We start from the raw sequence: 18,630 nt of genomic DNA, 5'->3' as shown, positions 1-18,630 counted from the left end.
TATTTATGACGGATTAGAAGTTAATTGTGAGTGAGGCGTTCATGTCGAAGGCGGTATCGACCACTGGCAACATGGAGTAAGCCGAACCTGCTAACACATCATCAATTTTTTGCGGAGCACCCACAGGTGTGCCGCTACCTGTGTATTCATAGTCGTAGTAAAGCCCGGCCAATTTGATAAACATTTTTGGATTGATATCAAAGATATAATAGGCTTCGGCCACATGACCACGAGTGGCAAGTTTGCTACCGATAGGGTCGTCTTGGGCTTGGGTGAAGGGTGTCCAATATTTAGAACCATAGTTATATTCCAGACCAAACTTGCCGTAGGGTGCAGGAATTTGTACGCCGACATAAATGCCGTAACCGTCTTTGGTATCACTATCGTCACTGGTTTTAGGCACCATGATGATCTCAGTACCAGTGCTATTTAACTCAGCCTCGAAGATAGCATCGGATAACATGCCACCAAACATACCTGCGTTGCCATTGGGCTCGGCGCGAGTCCAGCCGAGTGAGGCAAACCATTTAATATCGTTTGCTTCTTCACGCGCAAAGCCAATCCCGCCTAGGTACATGTCACCAATCACACCGCTGGGTTGTACTCGGGTAACAAAGTTAAAATTGTCGAACTTTTGCATATCTTGGTACATGGTCGGAGCGAAAATGCCCGCCAGCTGGGTAGGGAAGGCCATAGTGCCTTTAAAGCCGTCATTCACATCTTTAGCGCCAAACAGGGTGAACTGGAGGAAGTTGGTGCCATCGTTGATGGCATCGATATTAAAACCACCTAGGTGGGTATCTTTAGTGACTATGTCACCAAACATTTCGCCATTGCCCCATTGTGATTCAAAGCCTTGGCCGTAGCAGAAGCGGACAACTTGCCCTTCAACCCCGGTGATTTCCCCTAGGTTATAACCTAAGGTCGCGCCATCGAAGTTGAAGTTAACTAAATGGCCTGAAGGCGTACCGCCGCGTAGCTCGTTTTCACGGTAGTGGCTTGGTGGGCCATAGGTTGAAGGGCGACGGCCAATGGAGAGATAAAACTCGGAGCCGTTGATTTTTTTCCAGTCAAAATAGGCGCGTTCGACCCGCAGCCAGTCGCCACTGGTATTGCCGCTGCTGGTGCCATCCATAGTGAAAGACCGCCAAGAGTCAAATACTTGCACTCCTGTGGAGTCGCCCCAGTTTTTGAACATACTGAGACGGCCAGCAAAGCTGACGTTATCCCATACTTTTGCCTTGAGGTTGAGGCGCAGACGAGTGGTGTAGTAGATGTCGTTATCTATGTCCTGCACGCTTTTGGGGGCGAGCACATAGGGCATCACGCCCTGCAACATGCCATTTTGGAAGGCGGCGGCAAGGTCTGGATTGGCTTGCATCATTTTTCCAAGTGGTGAATTTAGATCGTTGGGCATGCCGAAGGCGCCAGACATAGCTTTGGCGCCAAAGTCGTTGAAGTTAACCTTCATCGCTGGGCTCCAGACTACATCTTGGTAATGCAATGAATGGGCTTTAGTGCGGAAATCACCTGTAATTTCAAGTCGATCTAAGGATGTGTGTCGCTCGGTTTTATCTACGCGATCATTAAGGTCATCCAATTGCTCGGTAATATCGGCAAGTTGCTGCTTGAGTTCGGTAATTTTTTGCGTTTCACTTTGCACATCGTTCGGTGCAGCAAGGGCTTGGCCCGACATAAACAAGGCATTAGCAACGAGTATTGAGATAAGGGTACGCATAAGGTTTCTCCCTGAGTTTTTCTGTTGGCGTTATCTCGCTAAAAAGCATTTCGCCAAATTTACCCAATAGGAGTCCCTGAGGTGTTTCCCCATTTTTTCTCGCATTGGGTTTTAAATTTTTAAGTCAATGATTTAGGTCGCAGTTGCAGGGCTGCTTTCTAGCATTGCCTTAGGCCGTTAAATGGGCAGAGATCAGCCGCAGGTTTGTGGTTGGTCTGAGTCAGCGGCGTGGTCATACAAAAATTGCTGTATGTCCTTAAGGTCTTGTTCTGTGAAGCCGTTGAATACTTCTGGTTTGAGCTTGTGCTTATCTTTATCAAAGAAGCGATCCCATTGGCTCATAGTCTTGGTCATAGGTGTGAGTTCACCGCCTTCGCCACCTTGGCTATGGCAGGCTTTACATTCTTTTTTGTATAAATGTTTACCTTTCTTTGGGTTACCACCGTCTGCTGCGTAGGCATTGATACCTAAGCTGCCTATTACGGCCATTGCTATTGCTATCTTGGTTAATGTTTTCATCATCTCATTCCTTACTTTTGTGGCCATTTGTATGACTTTGTTGGCGAAGTGTTTTTATTGATTCCACCTTGTGAACAAATTTATCAAAAACCACAGTGAGTAAATTTGAGGTGCATCACTTCCATTAAAAAAAACTAATTGATAAAAACTTCATTGATAAAAATCTAATTGACTGTATTTTGTCGCGGTTTACGTCATTTTTATTTCAGTAAAACCAATAGGTTGATTTTTTAGCTAAATTAGCCATGTCGATTTTACCTGTCGTGTTTGGTACTTAACACGCCAAAAGCGACTGTGATTTAGCTAACACTTTGTAAAATATGTATTAACTAAAGTAGCTATTTTAAAATTAGCGAGATGGTGGCGGGATGTGGCACTAAGCTATAAATGCTAGAGCATGATCTGACATTTTTAGTTTTTTGGCTTGGGTTGATGAGTGTTTCTGAGCCGTATTCGCCTAAACAGTCTAGGCGAATACGGACTCGGGACGGATTAAGGCTGCTGGCGTGTTGGCGCTAAAACGATTTCGCGTACGCACACATTTTGCGGTTGTTGCCATGCAAACAGCGCAGCAGCGGCGACGTTTTCAGGCGCGATAACGCCGCCCATTTCTTCTTTCCAGTCATGGTAACCGGCTTTAATGTCATCGCAGGTGGTATGACTTAGCAACTCAGTTTCTACTGCGCCGGGGGCGATAGTGATAAGGCGTACGTCATCTATGGCGACTTCTTCACGAATGTTTTCTGTTAAGGCGTGCACGGCAAATTTAGTGGCGCAGTAAGCAGCGTGGTTTGGAAAGGTTTTACGCCCCGCCACTGAGCTGATATTAATGATAGTGCCAGTTTTGCGAGCTTTCATGTCGGCTAATACCGCATGAATGCCATTAAGCACGCCCATCACATTGATATTGAGCATGCGGCTCCATTCGTTAGGATCTTGCACATCGATCTGACCCAGCAACATCACACCCGCGTTATTGATAAGACAGCCGACAGGGCCAAATTGTGCTTCTGCTTGAGTTATGGCGGTTTTAATGGCTGCAGTGTCGGTGACATCGACGCTGATAGAGAGGCTGTTAGGTAATTCAAGTGCTTGCATTGCTTCAACCCGGCGTGCCAGTAATAACAGTGGGTGGCCTGCGGCGCTAAAACTTTTGGCCATAGCGGCGCCAATACCCGATGAAGCGCCCGTGATGACAACCAGTGATTTAGTAACTTGATTCATTAGTATTTCCTATTAATTGAAGCCAATCTGAGCCGTAAACAAACTGTTGTTCGGCGTCTTTAAGTTGGCAATCAGTATAGGCTGGGGATTTTTAGCCGAAAAATACTTATTCCAGCTGGATATGATAGGCTCAGCCTATGACACTATTATCGAACTTTGTACTTAATTTGCCGTTGTCGGAGAAGATAAAATGGTTGATTTACGTTTACTGCGTTTCTTTATCGCAATTTTTGAAGAGAACAATATCACCGCAGCGGCTAACCGTTGCTTTGTGAGCCAGCCTTCACTGTCAGCTGGCTTAAAGCAATTGGAAGAAGAGTTAGGCGGCCAGCTATTTGAGCGTAGTAAGAAAGGCGTTAAACCTTTAGATAGCGCCCATTATTTGTATCCTTTGGCGGTTAAATTAGTTGAGGAGGCGAGTAAATTGCCGGGTCTGTTTATGGCGAAGGCGAGCCGACAAAAGCTACGTTTGGCTGTGATGCCAGATCTCAGTCAGTGGCGTTTGGCGGGATTTTTACAGCAGGTGAATCAAGCCATTGAGAAGCTAGATCTGGAGCTGGTGGATTACCAAAGCCCCGCAGATTGTCGTTTAACTATCGACAGTTTACGCCATGAAGATGAAGTTTTTTTCCCGCTATGGGAAGAAGATTATGTGCTGTGCGTCCCCAAGGAGCATGCCCTCGCCCAAGTAGATAGCCTACGCCCCGAGCAGCTAAATGGTTTTGACTTTATCGAGTGTCCACCCTGTGAAGCTCATCAGCAGACGATAGGTTTACTGGCGTGCAGCAATATGTCGCTTAATTTAGTCGCTAAGGCCGAATCTAAGTCTCTCGTGATGTCGCTGGTGTTGGCTGGATTTGGCGTGAGCTTTTTGCCTGATGGTTTAATTGAGGATGAGCCTAGGCTCAAGCAAGTAAAATTTGATGGTCCGAGAATGTTTCGTCGTATTGGTCTGTGTTACCCGTCCCATCAGACGATTGCGCCAACGCTGGCTGCCTTGTTACGGCATTTAGCCGCACGCGCGAATTAATTCCAAGTTAGTTTTGGGTTATCAGTATTCAGATCAGTGAGTCGCTAAGGGCGATTCAGTGAGATTTAGCGGTGGCTCGACACCATAGGATTCAAATAGCCGAGTGATTTCGCCTGAGGTGCGCATGTCGTCGACTATCTGGTGAACTTGCTTGGCATATTGATGCCGCGGCGACTTGAGCGGAATGCTGAAATAGCGACCGTTCTTGCTGATGTCGACGTATTCCATCTGCTTAAGTTGGGGATCTTTAGCAAAGAATTGCATCTCATGTTGTTCGGAGGTGATGGCTAAATCGATACGTTCTGCCTTCAACATATTGATTAACTGGCCGTTATCATTAACAAAAGACACTTTTAGTTGGTTTTGATTGTCATTAAACTGCGGACAGTAAAAAGCGCCTCTGAGTGCGCCAATGATATGGGGTTTTAATTCATCGAAATGTTTGACCTCAAGCTGTCGATTCGCAAGGGCAAAGTAATAGACGTAGCGCTTGTCGTAGCCCAGTAGCATAGGGTCCAGAAAATCGTTGCGCTCGGGTGTCATCGAATGGACGGGAATGAGGTCGACTTGCCCCGTTTCGGCGACTTTAATCGTGCGTGCCCAAGGCACATTACTCCAATTTACCTTGTGACCTAGGCGGGTGATGACTTGATTGATGACAGCTGCACCAGGGCCTTTACACTCACCCTTTTCTACATAAATAACAGGATGCCTATCGCGGCAGTGTGCTTGCCAGACAACAGCAGAAGTTTCTGCCTTCGCTTGGGACAGAAATAAGCATGAAATGACAATGGTCAGTATCAGCCTCATTCATCTTGCCTATTAAAATGGTCAGTTTTAATTATCGGGCTGGACAGTTAATCGGACTAGGTTTTATGTCTAGTCATTTGGCCGTACAGGTTTAGTGAATACAATGATTGTAGTGCTTATATATCTACTGTGCTTTTTAAGGATTTATAAATGCACTCTATTTTGCCACTAAAAGGTTTGGCTTATTTAATTTGGCCAAACCTTTTTGGGACTCATTCGCTGCTGGTCAACTTACCTTTCTGACTCAAGATAGGGCGCTAATTGGGTTTCAATGACCTCAATTTGAGTTTCGGCGTAGGCAAGTTCGGATTCTGTTAAGCATGATTTTGCGGTGTTTTGATGGAGTCGTTGAGCGCTATTCATCCCGTATTTACCAAAATGACGTAGCAATAAACTAGACCAAATAAACACTTGTACTGGCTTGTTTAATCGCTCCGCGCTGTAAATATTGACCAGTTCCCGCATAGCAATTTCATTACCTAGCTCTGCCGATTTGATGAACCAAGTTTCTGCTGCCTGTAGAGCCTCTTGAGTGGGTTTTTCACCACTTAAAAATGATTCAGCCTTATAGGAATAAAAATATTGTTGTTGCTCAGCGGGGATTGGATACTGATGCAAGAAACTGTCACGCAGCCGCTCGGCCTCTCTTATCTCTAAGGTGCCTAGTTGCTGACTGAATCTGGCTAATTCTTTTAGATGATCGGCTCTATTGCTCATGGCCGCGAGCTGGTAATGCATTAACGCTTTAATCGGTTGGCGACTCACGCCTAAACCTTGCTCATAAATCTTGCCTAGGCCTAGCAGTGCGTCTTCATTCCACTTAAGTGCGAATTCTTCAAAGTCAATTTTAGCCTGTTGGTAATCACTTTCATTTTGTGGCGCTTTCAGTAAAAGATGAGCAAATTCAATCTTAGCGAAGTCATTACCTCTAGCGACAGATTGGCTTAACCAATGGCGCGCCTTGTCATAGTCGACAGCAAAATCTTCACCGTAGAGGAAACGTTTACCAAGATAATACTGGCGGAAATCATCGTCTGCGGCGCGCTCGCTAAGTAATGCCTCTGCGCGAGCTAAATCTTTAGGTCCACCTTGGCCTGCGGCAAGCATATACCCTAGATCATCTTTTGCTAATTCATCACCAGCGGCGGCAGATTTTTCAAAGTATTCCCGTGCTTTGGAATAGTCCGAAGTAACGCGTTCATCATGCCAGTAGAGTGTGGCTAAATGGTAATAGGCTCTTTGGTCTTCTTGTGCGGCGGCTTTTTCGAACCAGTAAATTGCTTGGCTAGCATCGGGATCGAGAAAGGGCTGGCTTAGATACAAGTAAGCAAGCTCATATTGAAACTCGGCTTGCCCCGCTTCGGCATTAGGTTTGAGTTGCTCTACTTGTGCGATTAACTCATCGAGTGTTTGCGATCCAGAAGAGAGCAAATTAGGTAAGGTGAGCATGGGTAAATATTGAGGCTCTATTTCGGCGGCTTTTTTATACCAATCGTTAGATGCCTTGGGATCGGCGGGGATTTGTGGGAATCGACCCGAATATAATTCGGCAAGGGTGATAGCCGCAACGGCCAGCCCTTTATCCACTGCTTGATGAATAAAATCTAAGCCAGCTTCCACTTGATTTTTATTAATCAGTGCGATGCCATGATGGAGTAGCGCATTGGGCTCTCCTGCGGCAAGCGCTTCGGCTTGAGCTTGTTTTTTTTGATATTTAGCGAAGAAAATAAACAGTACAACAAAAGCAATAATTATGAGTATCAACAACATAGTAATCCATCACTATCGATATTTGGGAGCATAGTAAACGTAAATTCGTACAAGAATGCAAGTTTACAATGTGAGCTAGGCTGACCGACTACGCCGGTCAACCCCAGGTTCATTAGCGTTATTTATCTTGCAGATGGATCTCCCTGATGGGGCAGGCAATCTCTATTCCCGCCTGCTTAAGGGCGTTGTAGAGGGCTAAGTTCACCTTATATTTATGCTGAAAATAGCTTTGCGTGGGCACCCAATAGCGCACTCCCATTTCAATCCCGATAGCATTAAAACCATTGATGCCGACATTGGGTGCAGTCTCTTGATAAACATAGGGATTGTTACTCAATAATTCAGTGATCACACTAATGGCCCGTTCAGGATCTGTGTTGTAACTGAGATTGAACTGGGTTTCGACCAGTTTATTGCTAAAGGAATTATGCAGGATCTCACCGACGATATGCTTATTGGGAATGCTGATTTGCTCGCCTTCCTCATTACTAAGAATGGTCATGCCTAAGTGGATACGTTTAACAACGCCACTTTCCCCTTTGATTTCGATAGTGTTTCCCACCACGAAAGGACGGGTGACTATAATGGTCACGCCGGCGGCATAGTTGGCTAACATGCCTTGCAAGGCTAAGCCAGCACCTAAGGAGGCTGCACCAATGGCTGCCACCATAGGGGTGACGCTGATGCCTATTTTGCCGAGGGCGATGATCCCGACCATGATGATGATCAGAATGCGGATCAGGTTACTGACAAAATTGCTTAAGGTAATGTCGATATTGTGTTTTTCGAACTGCTTCGCGACTAAACGTGATGCCTTACTGGCGACCCACAAACCCAGTAAAAAGATCAGCAAAGCGCCGACCAATTGGAAGCTGTAGGTGACTAAAAACTCTGTGATCAGCTGATAAACGCCTTGTAGTTGCTGCAATTCCTGATCGAGTCCAGGTGTTATCATTATGATATCCTTGTAATAAACTTAACTGTGCGATTATAGCGCAGAAATCCAATCAAATGCTTATTCGCCATGCATGTGTGAAGCGTATCATGTAATCGCGGTTGGTTTAATGAGTCGATAGGGGGAGTCAGGTATGCTGTCCGCCTATCCAATAATGGAGTCGAGTGTTTATGAAAACGCTGTTGTTATGTCTGTCTTGTCTATTAACCCCCATGTGGGCGTATGCTGCGAGTTACGTTGCTGGCGATGCGATTAATCCTATTTCACTTCTCGATCAAAATGATCAAACGATAAGTGTGACAGATGAAACTCAAGTTTTACTTTTTAGCCGCAGCATGAAAGGCGGCGATGTGATTAAAGAAGCACTCACGCCTCTGAGTACGACTCAAATGCCTGCTAGGTTAGTTTATGTCGCGGATATCAGTGGCATGCCTTCTTTGATTGCTAAGTTTGTTGCTGTGCCACAAATACAAGATTTACCCTTTGCGATTGGGTTAGATAGGGAAGGTGAGATCAGTCGTTTACTACCAGATACCAAAGATATGGCCACTATGATATTGCTCAATCAGCGTAATATTTTAGATATCGCCTATTTTGATTCCAGTGAAGCCTTGGGCCAAGCACTCGCAAAACTCAATCAGCCGCAGTAACGATTCAATTTAATTGACCTAATTTAAGGCGCCACATTAGCCTTTTTTCGTGGCGCGCTTGCCCCTCAAGCTTATCACTTTAGGATGGATATGTTGGCTTGAGCCAGTCTATCTCTCTCCTTTGCGATAACGTCGTAAAAAATTCACTTTTTATTCTGATAATGCACACAAATTTACCTTAGAGTTTGTGTGCATAATCATTTGTTTTATAGAGGCTTTTTTTGGTGGTTTAGTCCCTTAAAACATTGTGGAATAAAAAGTTATAAATTCAGCATAAAAATTCGTTGCGTAAAGCGATAAAATATCGTTTACTGCGCACGTTTTTTAAGACATTACACTCACTTTTATCTACCTGACCCAAAGGAGACTCTGGCCCAATGAGCCAATTTCAATCTATTGATGTTGCTGACTATTATGACATGGACACATTCAAGCGTATTGAAGCGTTTGCCAAAGACAAAGCAACCCCGTTCGTAGTGATTGATACCAGTATCATAGCGAAACAATACGATGACATGGTTAATAGTTTTCCTTACGCCAACGTTTATTATGCAGTTAAGGCAAACCCCGCGGCCGAGATCTTATCTTTACTTAAAGATAAAGGGTCAAACTTTGATATTGCCTCGATTTATGAGCTAGATATGGTCATGAATGTCGGCGTGACAACCGACCGAGTCAGCTACGGCAATACCATTAAAAAGCGTCAAGATGTACGCGCATTTTATGAGCGCGGCGTGCGTATGTATGCATCCGACTCAGAAGCCGATCTGCGAATGATCGCCGAAGAAGCACCGGGATCGCGTATTTACGTGCGCATTTTGACCGAAGGTACAGACACGGCTGATTGGCCATTATCGCGTAAATTCGGCTGCCAAAACGAAATGGCCTATGAGCTATTAGTATTGGCGCAGGAATTGGGCTTAGAACCTTTTGGTATTTCGTTCCACGTCGGTTCACAGCAACGTGATATCGGTGCTTGGGATTCTGCCATAGGTAAAGTGAAAAGCATTTTCGACCGTCTGCGTGATGAGCACAATATCACCCTGAAGATGATCAACATGGGCGGCGGTTTCCCTGCTAACTATATTGATAAAACCAATCAATTGGGTGTGTATGCCGAGCAGATTACTCACTTCCTGAAGGAAGATTTCGGTGACGATTTACCGCAAATCATTCTGGAGCCAGGTCGTTCGTTGATTTCTAACGCGGGGATTTTAGTGTCTGAAGTGGTACTGATCAGCAAAAAATCCTACACAGCGTTAGAGCGTTGGGTGTTTACCGATGTGGGTAAATTCTCAGGCTTGATTGAAACGATGGACGAGGCGATTAAGTTCCCGATTTATACTGATCGTCAAGGCGAGCTGGATAAATGCGTGATTGCCGGCCCAACCTGCGACAGTGCCGATATCATGTATGAGCACTACAGCTACGGTTTACCGAATGACTTAGCCATTGGTGACCGCATGTATTGGTTAACTGCTGGCGCTTATACGACGACGTATTCGGCAGTGTGCTTTAACGGTTTCCCACCGCTGAAAGATTACTATCTGTAAGCGATTGTGGTGACATGAATAAGGGCGCTTAGGCGCCCTTGTTGTTCGCTAAAGAAGTTTGGGATTACTCGTGGGATTTGAGGATCTGATAAATCTCTTCTTTTAGGTGTAACTTTCTGCTTTTGAGTTCTTTCACTGTCGGATTGAAATCACTGGCGACACGTTTTTCCAGTTGTTTGATTTCCTCGTCTAACTGATTATGCTCGTTAAACTTACGTTGAAAATGAGCATCTTGGGTTTTCAGGGTGGAAATTAATTCTCTGTACTCTGGAAACATCGGCATTCTCCTTGTCGTCATCTACTACACTTCTGGTTTCGTCTTAACCCTAACCTTTCACCCTACAGTGAAATGTGACTTAGATCACTCTTCGCCCTGTTTCAGATTAATACTAAATGATGATTTATTTTAATCACTTATAAATCATTGGATTAGATGATTTTGGCCGCTGTCTATGGCATGTGATTAGGATCTGGTTCACACTTTGTTAGGCATAAATCAGACTGACATTCGCAGCGCGGGCAAATTTGCTATCTTGTGATCAGATGTGAGAGCAATTGGTAATTTCATTACGACTAAACAATTACTTCTTGCCGATAATTCTGTGATCAAGTTAACCTTCACCGCTTCGATACTAGGTTAAAGTCGATTTTATAAGAATTTAATTATCAAAAATGAAAGGGGTTTTCACAATGGCTGATGTATTTCATTTAGGTTTGACCAAAGCAATGCTCGATGGTGCAACTTTGGCAATCGTTCCTGGTGATCCAGAGCGCGTAAAACGTATTGCCGAACTAATGGACAATGCGACGTTTCTTGCTAGCCACCGCGAGTATACAAGCTATTTAGCTTATGCCGATGGCAAGCCAGTAGTAGTGTGTTCAACCGGTATCGGTGGTCCATCGACTTCTATCGCAGTAGAAGAACTTGCACAGTTAGGTGTGAATACCTTCCTGCGCGTTGGTACTACAGGTGCAATTCAACCCCATGTGAATGTGGGCGATGTGATTGTGACTCAAGCTTCAGTGCGTTTAGATGGCGCGAGCTTGCACTTTGCACCTATGGAGTTCCCTGCGGTTGCAAACTTTGAATGTACCACTGCTATGGTTGCAGCGTGTCGCGATGCAGGCGTAGAGCCACACATTGGCGTAACGGCTTCTTCTGATACTTTCTACCCAGGCCAAGAGCGTTATGACACTGTCACTGGCCGTGTAACGCGTCGTTTCGCGGGTTCAATGAAAGAATGGCAAGATATGGGCGTACTGAACTATGAGATGGAATCTTCCACCTTATTCACTATGTGTGCCACTCAAGGCTGGCGTGCTGCCTGTGTTGCTGGTGTGATTGTAAACCGCACCCAACAAGAAATTCCTGATGAAGCCACAATGAAGAAAACCGAAGTCAGTGCGGTTTCTATCGTGGTTGCAGCAGCGAAAAAACTGTTAGCCTAATTTTATTACGCTAAGCGGCACTCCCCTGCAAAGTGAGTGATCAAACTAAAAAAGGTGCCAATGGCACCTTTTTTGTTACTTCAAAATTGTGTCTATACCGATTAGAAGTGGTATTGGGCAATCACAGAGTAAGTGTCTTGATCGACGCCTTTCACACCGTATTTATTGGTCCACAGATCGTATTCAATACCCACCAATAGTTTATTGGCTTGATGATCACCGAACAGGCTCTTACCAAGATCGTATTTCAACTGTGGATTGAAGTGGAAGTTCTCCTCGTAGCCATTATCATCGGTGGCAAATACCCAGTCGATAAAGCCATCGAGCACTATGTTGGCTGAGCCAACTGGAATGTCGATGCGAAATACTGGGGTGAACTGCCAGCCGTCACTGTTGTTACCTGTGCTCATGCCATTGCGGCGATAGGTATTAAAGTTCAGGTAAGTGAAATAAGGCACGGCGACATCAACGCCTAAACCGTACAGCAGGCTGTGAACTGGGCCTTCACCTTCTTCATAGGTTAGCGCCAGAGACAAATCTGTCACTGGACCAAAGGCGATTTTCTCGCCGAGGATTTTGCTGGCACTGAAGCGTGGCGAAATTTCACCATAGGTAGTGCTTTCCATGCCTGTATCGTTACCTTTGAAATAGATAAAGTCTTGGAAGGCAAACCAGTCACCGTATTTCCAGCCGCCCGCCGTTTCTAAGGTGATAGTGGCTTGTTTGTCCGATGGTGCTAAATCGTAGTCTTCACCATAGAGAGCTGTTGCACTGAAATCCCACCATTGTACTAAGTCACCCGCAAATGCTTGAGGAGAAAGCATGAGTGCTAGGCATAGGCATGTTTTTTTCATTGTTATTTCCTGTTGTATAGGTCGAAGTTAATTAGTGTCTTACTCAATCTGCTCTCTGACCTATGGCATGGTTTGATGGGTAAGTTCAAACCTAGCGTGGGTGTACGTCAAAGGACTGGCACAAAAGTGGGGGCAATATATGCAAAAATTTACATTTATTCAAAGTTTTTATCGAATGTTGTTGTCAAAATCACATAATCATTATGGTGAAAATCCATTTTTAGCCAATTGATTTTAAATGGATTTTATTCTTATTGAATGAGTGTTTCCTTTGATGTTGGCTATCTTTTTGAATTGATTATGCTTAATTTTAAAACAACCTAAGGGCATTGCCGTATGGATGTGGGAGAATGAGGCTTAACACATAGGCGATTGATTGCGCATTCGGCTTCGTAAATTTTGACATATTATGTCGCTTATCCGAAACGCTGCTGTTATAGTTGCTGCAAAGGACACTCTCATTTCAGGGGGAAATATGGAGTTTTCAAATCCGATTTTAGTGTGGGCTGTGGTGGGGCTAGTATTCATGCTCGCCGAAATAGTGGTTCCCGGTGGCATCATAGTGTTGCTGGGTGCGGCTTGTTTAGTCGTAGCTGGCGCGTTAGGCATAGGACTAGTCGAAGGCGTGGTGCAGAGCATGACCCTATGGTTTATCTCGGCCATTGTGCTGTTATTGGCCTTCAGACAAGTGACTCAAAGGCTCGTTGGTGGTGATTCCCATGTGGATAACACGGATGAAGCAATCGATCTATACAATCAAATTGTTCGCGTAAAGCAGACCATAGGTCCTGGGCAAACACCCGGGCGGGTGGAATTTCAAGGTAGTGAATGGCCAGCGCTTGGCGATGGCACCACTATCGCTGCGGGGACCGAAGTCAGAATTATTTGTCGTGAAAATATCGCTCTAGTCGTTGAGCCTATTTCAATAGAAGCTTCCAAAAACTAAAGGATGGAATCTATGTTTGTATTTACCTTAGTCATTTTATTTATCTTTTTTATTCTCTATAAGTTGATGCTTATCGTGCCGATGCGTGAAGTGCATGTCATTGAGCGTCTTGGCAAATTCCGTGCAGTATTAAGCCCTGGATTTCATTTTTTGATCCCTTTCTTCGACCGCGTCTCCTACCGTCACGATACCCGTGAGCAAGTATTAGATGTGCCGCCACAGAGCTGTATCTCTAAAGATAACACTCAACTGGAAGTGGACGGTTTAGTCTACCTAAAAGTGATGGATGGCAAATTAGCGAGTTATGGTATTGAAAACTATCGTAAAGCGGCGGTGAATTTAGCCCAAACCACAATGCGTTCTGAGATAGGTAAGCTTAGTTTAAGTGAGACCTTCTCCGAGCGTGATAGCTTGAATGAATCCATAGTGCGGGAAATCGATAAGGCGTCTGAGCCTTGGGGGATCAAAGTATTGCGCTATGAAATTCGCAATATCACGCCTTCACGGCATGTGATCCATACCCTTGAGAAGCAGATGGAAGCCGAACGTCGCAAACGCGCCGAAATCACCTTAGCCAATGCGGAAAAAGCGGCGATGATCAATATGTCTGAGGGTGAGCGCCAAGAGGCAATTAACCTGTCAGAAGGTCAAAAGCAGAAACGGATTAATGAAGCCAAAGGGACAGGGCAAGAGATTGCTATTATCGCTAAAGCGAAATCCGAAGGCATGGCAATGATCTCGCAGGCGTTAGCTGTTAATGGCGGCACCGATGCGATGAATATGTTATTAAAAGAGCAGTTTATTGCTCAGGTTGGCAAGATCCTCAATGATGCACAAGTCTCTGTGGTCCCCGCTGAAATGGCGAAACTTGAAGGTTTCTTCGAAGGCATGGAGCAAGTTACTCAGACTGTGAGTGGCCAGAATAATAGTGGCAAAGGAGCGCGATAATGAATATTCCATTAGATACAGATTTGATTGTGATGGCAATTTGGGGACTGATTTTTGCTATTTTCGTGATTAAGCTTTTCCAATCGATTCGACTCGTTCCCACTAAGTCGGCTTATATTGTGGAGCGTTTAGGTAAGTACCACAGCACCTTAGATGCGGGTTTCCATACCTTGATCCCCTTTGTGGACAAAGTCGCTTTCATTCATGATTTGAAAGAAGAGACCATCGATGTACCGCCGCAGGAATGTTTTTCGAGCGACGAAGTTAACGTTGAGGTCGACGGGGTGATTTATATCTCTGTGACCGACCCAGTCAAAGCCAGTTACGGCATTACCGATTATCGCTACGCCGCTATCCAGCTAGCGCAAACGACGACGCGCTCTGTCATTGGGACGCTGGACCTTGACCGCACCTTTGAAGAGCGTGATGTTATTTCTGCCAAGGTCGTGCAGGTATTAGATCAAGCTGGTGCCCTGTGGGGAATACGTGTGCATCGTTATGAGATTAAAAATATCACCCCACCTGAAACCGTTAAAAATGCCATGGAAATGCAAGTGAATGCTGAGCGTGAGCGCCGCGCATTATTGGCTAAGAGTGAAGGCGACAAGCAGAGCAAGATTAATCGTTCAGAAGGCGTTAAAGCTGAGACGGTAAACCGCTCTGAAGGTGAGATGCAGCGCCGGATTAACGAAGCTGAAGGTAAGGCTGAGGAAATTTTAACTATTTCCCGTGCGACGGCGGAATCGATCGAACGTCTTGCCACAGTTATTGCTGCGCCGGGTGGCCACAATGCCTTGCGGATGCAACTTGGTGAACAGTACTTTAAACAGCTCGATGGCTTAAGCCAGAAGAATAGCCGAGTGGTATTGCCGGGTAATATGGTGGATTTCGATTACTGGATGAATAGCATAGGCTTAACGGAAGAAAAACCGAGCTAAGGCTGTGGTTAACATCTGAAACTAGCTAGTTTATTAAGGTCAAATACTCAGGTATTTGGCCTTATTTTTTGGCTGTAATTGGATGATGTGTGTCGTGGCGTTTTATATAACGGTTTGTGTTGTGAGTTACGGGGAGATCATGCAGCTTCTGTTGAGTGAACCGCGAGAAGCTGCAGTTGGGCATAGATAAATTTTTCATTGAATGGAAGGCTAATAAGCTAGGCGTTCATGAATTTGAGAATGGGCGTGGGTTTCAATGAGCTTGGCAATTTGGTTTTGCTCTAATTGCTGAAGCGCAGAAATTTCGTCATAAATCTTGTCTTGAACATCCAGCGGCATGCGAACATGCTCCATAAACATTCTAATTCCTAGCATGTCACCACTTTTGAAAAGTTGGCTGAATTCGGTGGCTTCTATCTCGATTAATGCATTCATAATACTTCACCCTAAGGTTGGATTTGACACAGATACAACAGTCTTGCTGTTACTTAAGAGATACGCCTAAGTTTGATCTAGGTCAATTAAACTGCATATTAATCTTTATTAATAAAGGATTTTGTTGTTTATAAATAATCAGTTATAGATTTAGCAAAACAGTACTTTAAAAAATAGGGTTGTTTAAAACTGGGCGTGTCTAGATGAGCTTGGAGCGAATGCTGAGTTATGCAGCAAGCTAAATCGTAGCGGATAAAAAAATAGCGACGAGCGATAAACGCTGGCCGCTATTTTTGTGATTAGGTATTTAAAAAACGCCTAGAAAGGGTGAAGCCTTATTTAGGGATAGCCAGAATCTGACAACCATTAATCCCGGCATTTTGTAGCGTATGACGCTTACGTTCGGCATCACGCTTACGTTCATAAGGACCTAAAGCGACTTTGTACCACACGCCAGTCGTACCTTCGACCTGTCTTACTTGCGCCTCCAAACCTTGGAAAGCGATGACAGCTTTCATCTCATTCGCCTGTGATTCTTGGCGGAAAGAAGCACATTGCAATTGATATTGCATTGGCGCTCGTGTTGCAACCACATCGGGAATATCGACCTCAACATGCTTGTTTTCAAGCTCATTGAGATAGGTCCATTCTTCCTTTGGTTGAGGCGGCAGAGCGTTAGGGTCCTTCTTCGGCGGCGCAACAGGCTCTGCTGTTTCCTCTTTCTCCACAGGAATAACGACGGCTTTACGTTCGGGTTCTTTCACTTTAGGAGTGAGCACCACATTTTCTTGCGGCTTCACTCGAGTTTCAGTTTTCTTGGCCGGAGTTGGCTGCGGCTTTTCTTCTTGTGGCGCATTATCTTTAATGCTCCATAGAAAATAGACGAAACAACCCACAGCGAGTATGACAAAGCCTATCAGCGTCAGCGGCAGCTTCTTACGCGGCGCTGATTTAGATTGTGAAGGCTTTGCTCGGGTTGGACGAGTCGCGCGGACTGGGCGCGGTTTAGCGCCCGACTGCGGCCTTCTATTGGCATAATCGCGATTACTCATGGCTTACATCCGCTCTAAGGTTTCGATACCGAGTAGATTTAGGCCTTTTTGTAACGTACGAGCCGTCAATTGTGCGAGTAATAAACGGCTATTCTTTTGCGCGTCGTTATCGGCGGCAAGTACGGGGCAGGCTTCGTAGAAGCTTGAGAAAGCACCCGCTAATTCATACAGGTAAGCACACAATACGTGCGGTTGACCTTTATCGACAACGCGACTGAGGATCTCGCCGAACTGCGCTAACTTGTTACCGAGATCTTTCTCTTTTTCATGCTCAAGCACGATTTTCGCTTGGCTCAAATCCAGATCAGTTACACGCTTGAAGATGCCCGCAACACGGGTATAAGCGTACAGCAGGTAAGGCGCGGTATTGCCTTCGAAGCTGAGCATTTGTTCGAAGCTAAAGATGTAATCGCTGGTACGGTTTTTCGACAAATCAGCATATTTAACGGCACTAATCCCAACGACACGGGCGATTTCAGCCAGCGTGTTCTCATCCATATCTGGATTTTTGCTGCGAACGAGTTCTAGTGCGCGCACGTTTGCTTCTTCTAACAGGTCGACTAACTTAACGACGCCGCCGCTACGGGTTTTGAATGGACGGCCATCTTCGCCGTTCATAGTGCCAAAACCTAAGTGTTCCAATGACATATCTTCACGGACAAACTTAGCCAGCTTGGCTAGGCTAAAGACTTGTTGGAAATGCAGTGCCTGACGTAGGTCAACAAAATACAGTACGCGATCGGCTTTTAACACGTTCGAGCGGTAGCGCATTGCCGCAAGATCTGAGGTGGCATACAAGTAGCCGCCATCAGCTTTTTGGATGATCACTGGCAGTGGCTCACCTTCTTTATTGCGGAAGGCTTCTTGGAACACAACTTTGGCGCCGTTGCTTTCGGTTAATAAACCTTGGGCATCTAAATCTTTAACTACTTGTTCTAGATCGGCGTTATAGGCACTTTCACCGTGCACGTCGGCGCGGGTCAGGCTCACACCTAAACGGGCGTAGACTTCATGGCAGTGGCTTAACGAAATGTCGTTAAATTCGCGCCACAATTTGTTGCAATATTCGTCGCCAGATTGTAACTCAACCACTAATTGACGAGCGCGGGTGGCGAATTCTGCTGATTCGTCGAAGCGCAGTTTGGCTGCGCGGTAAAAGTTTTCTAAATCAGACAGTTCAACTTGAGCTTCTTCGCCATTTTTGGCGCGTAGCTCTTCCATATAGGCCAGCAACATACCAAATTGTGTGCCCCAGTCGCCCACATGGTTTTGACGGATAACCTTATGGCCCAAAAACTCCAGCGCACGCACCACACTGTCGCCAATGATGGTTGAACGTAGGTGACCTACGTGCATTTCTTTGGCGAGGTTGGGCGAAGAGTAATCGACAACAACGGTTTGTGGTGTCGGTAATTTAATACCTAAATGCTCATCGTTGACGGCATTTTGCAGTTGATCCGCTAAGGCGCTGTCGTTGATAAAAAAGTTGATAAAGCCAGGACCTGCAATTTCAACCTTAGCCACATAAGCCGAAGCCGGTAAGGTATCGATGATCAGTTGGGCTAATTCACGTGGATTCTTGCCCGCGACCTTGGTTAACATCATGGCTAAGTTGGTTGCCAAGTCGCCATGGCTCTTATCCTTGGTTCGATCTACCTGAATGCGCGCTTCAAAGTCAGCAGGCACAATACCTTGTTGTTTAAAGGATTCTAGAGTTTGTTCAAGTAATGATTGGATATGTGATTTCATGGGTTCTAAT

Annotated in this window: 18 protein-coding genes; 7 read left to right on the top strand and 11 right to left on the bottom strand. The window is 45.3% G+C overall.

From position 1 onward, the window contains the following. Positions 1-13: 13 nt before the first annotated feature. The 3 genes from Q4Q49_RS08390 to Q4Q49_RS08380 form a co-directional block, all read right to left on the bottom strand. Positions 14-1,738 (bottom strand): DUF3373 domain-containing protein, encoded by a 1,725-nt coding sequence (locus tag Q4Q49_RS08390; protein WP_300478619.1) that lies wholly within the window; start codon positions 1,736-1,738, stop codon positions 14-16. 192 nt (positions 1,739-1,930) lie between these two features. Next, entirely contained in the window at positions 1,931-2,260 is a 330-nt protein-coding gene (locus Q4Q49_RS08385; RefSeq protein ID WP_006087070.1) for a cytochrome c, read from the bottom strand. A gap of 489 nt (positions 2,261-2,749) precedes the next feature. Continuing rightward, complete coding sequence (locus tag Q4Q49_RS08380) at positions 2,750-3,481, bottom strand: SDR family oxidoreductase (RefSeq protein WP_311900989.1); 732 nt, start codon at positions 3,479-3,481, stop codon at positions 2,750-2,752. A gap of 190 nt (positions 3,482-3,671) precedes the next feature. On the opposite strand from Q4Q49_RS08380, the gene Q4Q49_RS08375 reads away from it, so the two are divergent. Beyond that, positions 3,672-4,511: a LysR family transcriptional regulator gene (locus Q4Q49_RS08375; protein WP_311989408.1), complete on the top strand. Its 840-nt coding sequence runs from the start codon at positions 3,672-3,674 to the stop codon at positions 4,509-4,511. Between the two features lie 33 nt (positions 4,512-4,544). Here the strand turns inward: Q4Q49_RS08375 and Q4Q49_RS08370 are convergent, their stop codons facing one another. The 3 genes from Q4Q49_RS08370 to Q4Q49_RS08360 all read right to left on the bottom strand — a co-directional run bounded on the left by Q4Q49_RS08370 (position 4,545) and on the right by Q4Q49_RS08360 (position 8,046). Further along, entirely contained in the window at positions 4,545-5,321 is a 777-nt protein-coding gene (locus Q4Q49_RS08370; RefSeq protein WP_311989407.1) for a transporter substrate-binding domain-containing protein, read from the bottom strand. A gap of 231 nt (positions 5,322-5,552) precedes the next feature. Continuing rightward, the gene (locus Q4Q49_RS08365; protein ID WP_311999113.1) at positions 5,553-7,091 is read right to left on the bottom strand and encodes a tetratricopeptide repeat protein; all 1,539 of its coding nucleotides are present in this window, start codon (positions 7,089-7,091) and stop codon (positions 5,553-5,555) included. Positions 7,092-7,209: 118 nt separating this feature from the next. Next, a complete protein-coding gene (locus tag Q4Q49_RS08360; RefSeq protein ID WP_311989405.1) occupies positions 7,210-8,046 on the bottom strand; it encodes a mechanosensitive ion channel family protein in 837 nt (278 codons plus the stop codon). 170 nt (positions 8,047-8,216) lie between these two features. Here Q4Q49_RS08360 and Q4Q49_RS08355 point away from each other — a divergent pair, with 170 nt between their 5' ends. Both Q4Q49_RS08355 and Q4Q49_RS08350 read left to right on the top strand, forming a co-directional pair. Then, the gene (locus Q4Q49_RS08355) at positions 8,217-8,696 is read left to right on the top strand and encodes a hypothetical protein (RefSeq protein ID WP_311999112.1); all 480 of its coding nucleotides are present in this window, start codon (positions 8,217-8,219) and stop codon (positions 8,694-8,696) included. A gap of 377 nt (positions 8,697-9,073) precedes the next feature. Beyond that, positions 9,074-10,249 carry a type III PLP-dependent enzyme gene (locus Q4Q49_RS08350; RefSeq protein ID WP_006083289.1) on the top strand — a complete coding sequence of 392 codons (1,176 nt, stop codon included), beginning with the start codon at positions 9,074-9,076 and terminating at the stop codon, positions 10,247-10,249. Positions 10,250-10,313: 64 nt separating this feature from the next. Here the strand turns inward: Q4Q49_RS08350 and Q4Q49_RS08345 are convergent, their stop codons facing one another. Then, complete coding sequence (locus tag Q4Q49_RS08345; RefSeq protein ID WP_006083288.1) at positions 10,314-10,526, bottom strand: YdcH family protein; 213 nt, start codon at positions 10,524-10,526, stop codon at positions 10,314-10,316. 413 nt (positions 10,527-10,939) lie between these two features. On the opposite strand from Q4Q49_RS08345, the gene udp reads away from it, so the two are divergent. Beyond that, positions 10,940-11,698 (top strand): uridine phosphorylase, encoded by a 759-nt coding sequence (udp, locus tag Q4Q49_RS08340; RefSeq protein ID WP_006083287.1) that lies wholly within the window; start codon positions 10,940-10,942, stop codon positions 11,696-11,698. A gap of 101 nt (positions 11,699-11,799) precedes the next feature. Here udp and Q4Q49_RS08335 read toward each other — a convergent pair whose 3' ends face one another. After that, positions 11,800-12,552, bottom strand: a complete 753-nt coding sequence (locus Q4Q49_RS08335; protein WP_063883325.1) for an outer membrane protein OmpK — start codon at positions 12,550-12,552, stop codon at positions 11,800-11,802. Positions 12,553-13,027: 475 nt separating this feature from the next. Between Q4Q49_RS08335 and Q4Q49_RS08330 the strand changes: the two genes are divergently transcribed. The 3 genes from Q4Q49_RS08330 to Q4Q49_RS08320 are packed head-to-tail and all read left to right on the top strand — an operon-like array spanning position 13,028 to position 15,384. Continuing rightward, positions 13,028-13,498: an NfeD family protein gene (locus Q4Q49_RS08330; protein WP_063883326.1), complete on the top strand. Its 471-nt coding sequence runs from the start codon at positions 13,028-13,030 to the stop codon at positions 13,496-13,498. Positions 13,499-13,510: 12 nt separating this feature from the next. After that, on the top strand, positions 13,511-14,446 hold the full coding sequence (locus Q4Q49_RS08325; RefSeq protein WP_006083284.1) for a slipin family protein: 936 nt from the start codon (positions 13,511-13,513) through the stop codon (positions 14,444-14,446). After that, positions 14,446-15,384 carry an SPFH domain-containing protein gene (locus Q4Q49_RS08320; protein WP_011847954.1) on the top strand — a complete coding sequence of 313 codons (939 nt, stop codon included), beginning with the start codon at positions 14,446-14,448 and terminating at the stop codon, positions 15,382-15,384. The genes Q4Q49_RS08325 and Q4Q49_RS08320 overlap by 1 nt, the downstream gene beginning before the upstream one ends. A gap of 210 nt (positions 15,385-15,594) precedes the next feature. Here the strand turns inward: Q4Q49_RS08320 and Q4Q49_RS08315 are convergent, their stop codons facing one another. The 3 genes from Q4Q49_RS08315 to argS form a co-directional block, all read right to left on the bottom strand. Then, positions 15,595-15,819, bottom strand: a complete 225-nt coding sequence (locus tag Q4Q49_RS08315) for a hypothetical protein (RefSeq protein WP_006083282.1) — start codon at positions 15,817-15,819, stop codon at positions 15,595-15,597. Positions 15,820-16,154: 335 nt separating this feature from the next. Then, positions 16,155-16,871, bottom strand: a complete 717-nt coding sequence (locus tag Q4Q49_RS08310; protein WP_106649278.1) for an SPOR domain-containing protein — start codon at positions 16,869-16,871, stop codon at positions 16,155-16,157. 3 nt (positions 16,872-16,874) lie between these two features. After that, on the bottom strand, positions 16,875-18,620 hold the full coding sequence (gene argS / locus Q4Q49_RS08305; RefSeq protein ID WP_311901066.1) for an arginine--tRNA ligase: 1,746 nt from the start codon (positions 18,618-18,620) through the stop codon (positions 16,875-16,877). Positions 18,621-18,630: the final 10 nt, after the last annotated feature.

Origin of the sequence: Shewanella sp. SP1S1-7, assembly GCF_031932105.1 — a bacterium.
In the GTDB taxonomy this organism is placed as follows: domain Bacteria; phylum Pseudomonadota; class Gammaproteobacteria; order Enterobacterales; family Shewanellaceae; genus Shewanella; species Shewanella baltica.
Note: the sequence above shows the minus strand (reverse complement) of the source record. Positions and strands in the feature narration are given on the sequence as shown.

Excerpts from the sequence above, each read along its gene's own strand:
- Q4Q49_RS08390 (WP_300478619.1), bottom strand. The coding sequence starts at position 1,738 with ATGCGTACCCTTATCTCAATACTCGTTGCTAATGCCTTGTTTATGTCG.
- Q4Q49_RS08385 (WP_006087070.1), bottom strand. The coding sequence starts at position 2,260 with ATGATGAAAACATTAACCAAGATAGCAATAGCAATGGCCGTAATAGGC.
- Q4Q49_RS08380 (WP_311900989.1), bottom strand. The coding sequence starts at position 3,481 with ATGAATCAAGTTACTAAATCACTGGTTGTCATCACGGGCGCTTCATCG.
- Q4Q49_RS08375 (WP_311989408.1), top strand. The coding sequence starts at position 3,672 with ATGGTTGATTTACGTTTACTGCGTTTCTTTATCGCAATTTTTGAAGAG.
- Q4Q49_RS08370 (WP_311989407.1), bottom strand. The coding sequence starts at position 5,321 with ATGAGGCTGATACTGACCATTGTCATTTCATGCTTATTTCTGTCCCAA.
- Q4Q49_RS08365 (WP_311999113.1), bottom strand. The coding sequence starts at position 7,091 with ATGTTGTTGATACTCATAATTATTGCTTTTGTTGTACTGTTTATTTTC.
- Q4Q49_RS08360 (WP_311989405.1), bottom strand. The coding sequence starts at position 8,046 with ATGATAACACCTGGACTCGATCAGGAATTGCAGCAACTACAAGGCGTT.
- Q4Q49_RS08355 (WP_311999112.1), top strand. The coding sequence starts at position 8,217 with ATGAAAACGCTGTTGTTATGTCTGTCTTGTCTATTAACCCCCATGTGG.
- Q4Q49_RS08350 (WP_006083289.1), top strand. The coding sequence starts at position 9,074 with ATGAGCCAATTTCAATCTATTGATGTTGCTGACTATTATGACATGGAC.
- Q4Q49_RS08345 (WP_006083288.1), bottom strand. The coding sequence starts at position 10,526 with ATGTTTCCAGAGTACAGAGAATTAATTTCCACCCTGAAAACCCAAGAT.
- udp (WP_006083287.1), top strand. The coding sequence starts at position 10,940 with ATGGCTGATGTATTTCATTTAGGTTTGACCAAAGCAATGCTCGATGGT.
- Q4Q49_RS08335 (WP_063883325.1), bottom strand. The coding sequence starts at position 12,552 with ATGAAAAAAACATGCCTATGCCTAGCACTCATGCTTTCTCCTCAAGCA.
- Q4Q49_RS08330 (WP_063883326.1), top strand. The coding sequence starts at position 13,028 with ATGGAGTTTTCAAATCCGATTTTAGTGTGGGCTGTGGTGGGGCTAGTA.
- Q4Q49_RS08325 (WP_006083284.1), top strand. The coding sequence starts at position 13,511 with ATGTTTGTATTTACCTTAGTCATTTTATTTATCTTTTTTATTCTCTAT.
- Q4Q49_RS08320 (WP_011847954.1), top strand. The coding sequence starts at position 14,446 with ATGAATATTCCATTAGATACAGATTTGATTGTGATGGCAATTTGGGGA.
- Q4Q49_RS08315 (WP_006083282.1), bottom strand. The coding sequence starts at position 15,819 with ATGAATGCATTAATCGAGATAGAAGCCACCGAATTCAGCCAACTTTTC.
- Q4Q49_RS08310 (WP_106649278.1), bottom strand. The coding sequence starts at position 16,871 with ATGAGTAATCGCGATTATGCCAATAGAAGGCCGCAGTCGGGCGCTAAA.
- argS (WP_311901066.1), bottom strand. The coding sequence starts at position 18,620 with ATGAAATCACATATCCAATCATTACTTGAACAAACTCTAGAATCCTTT.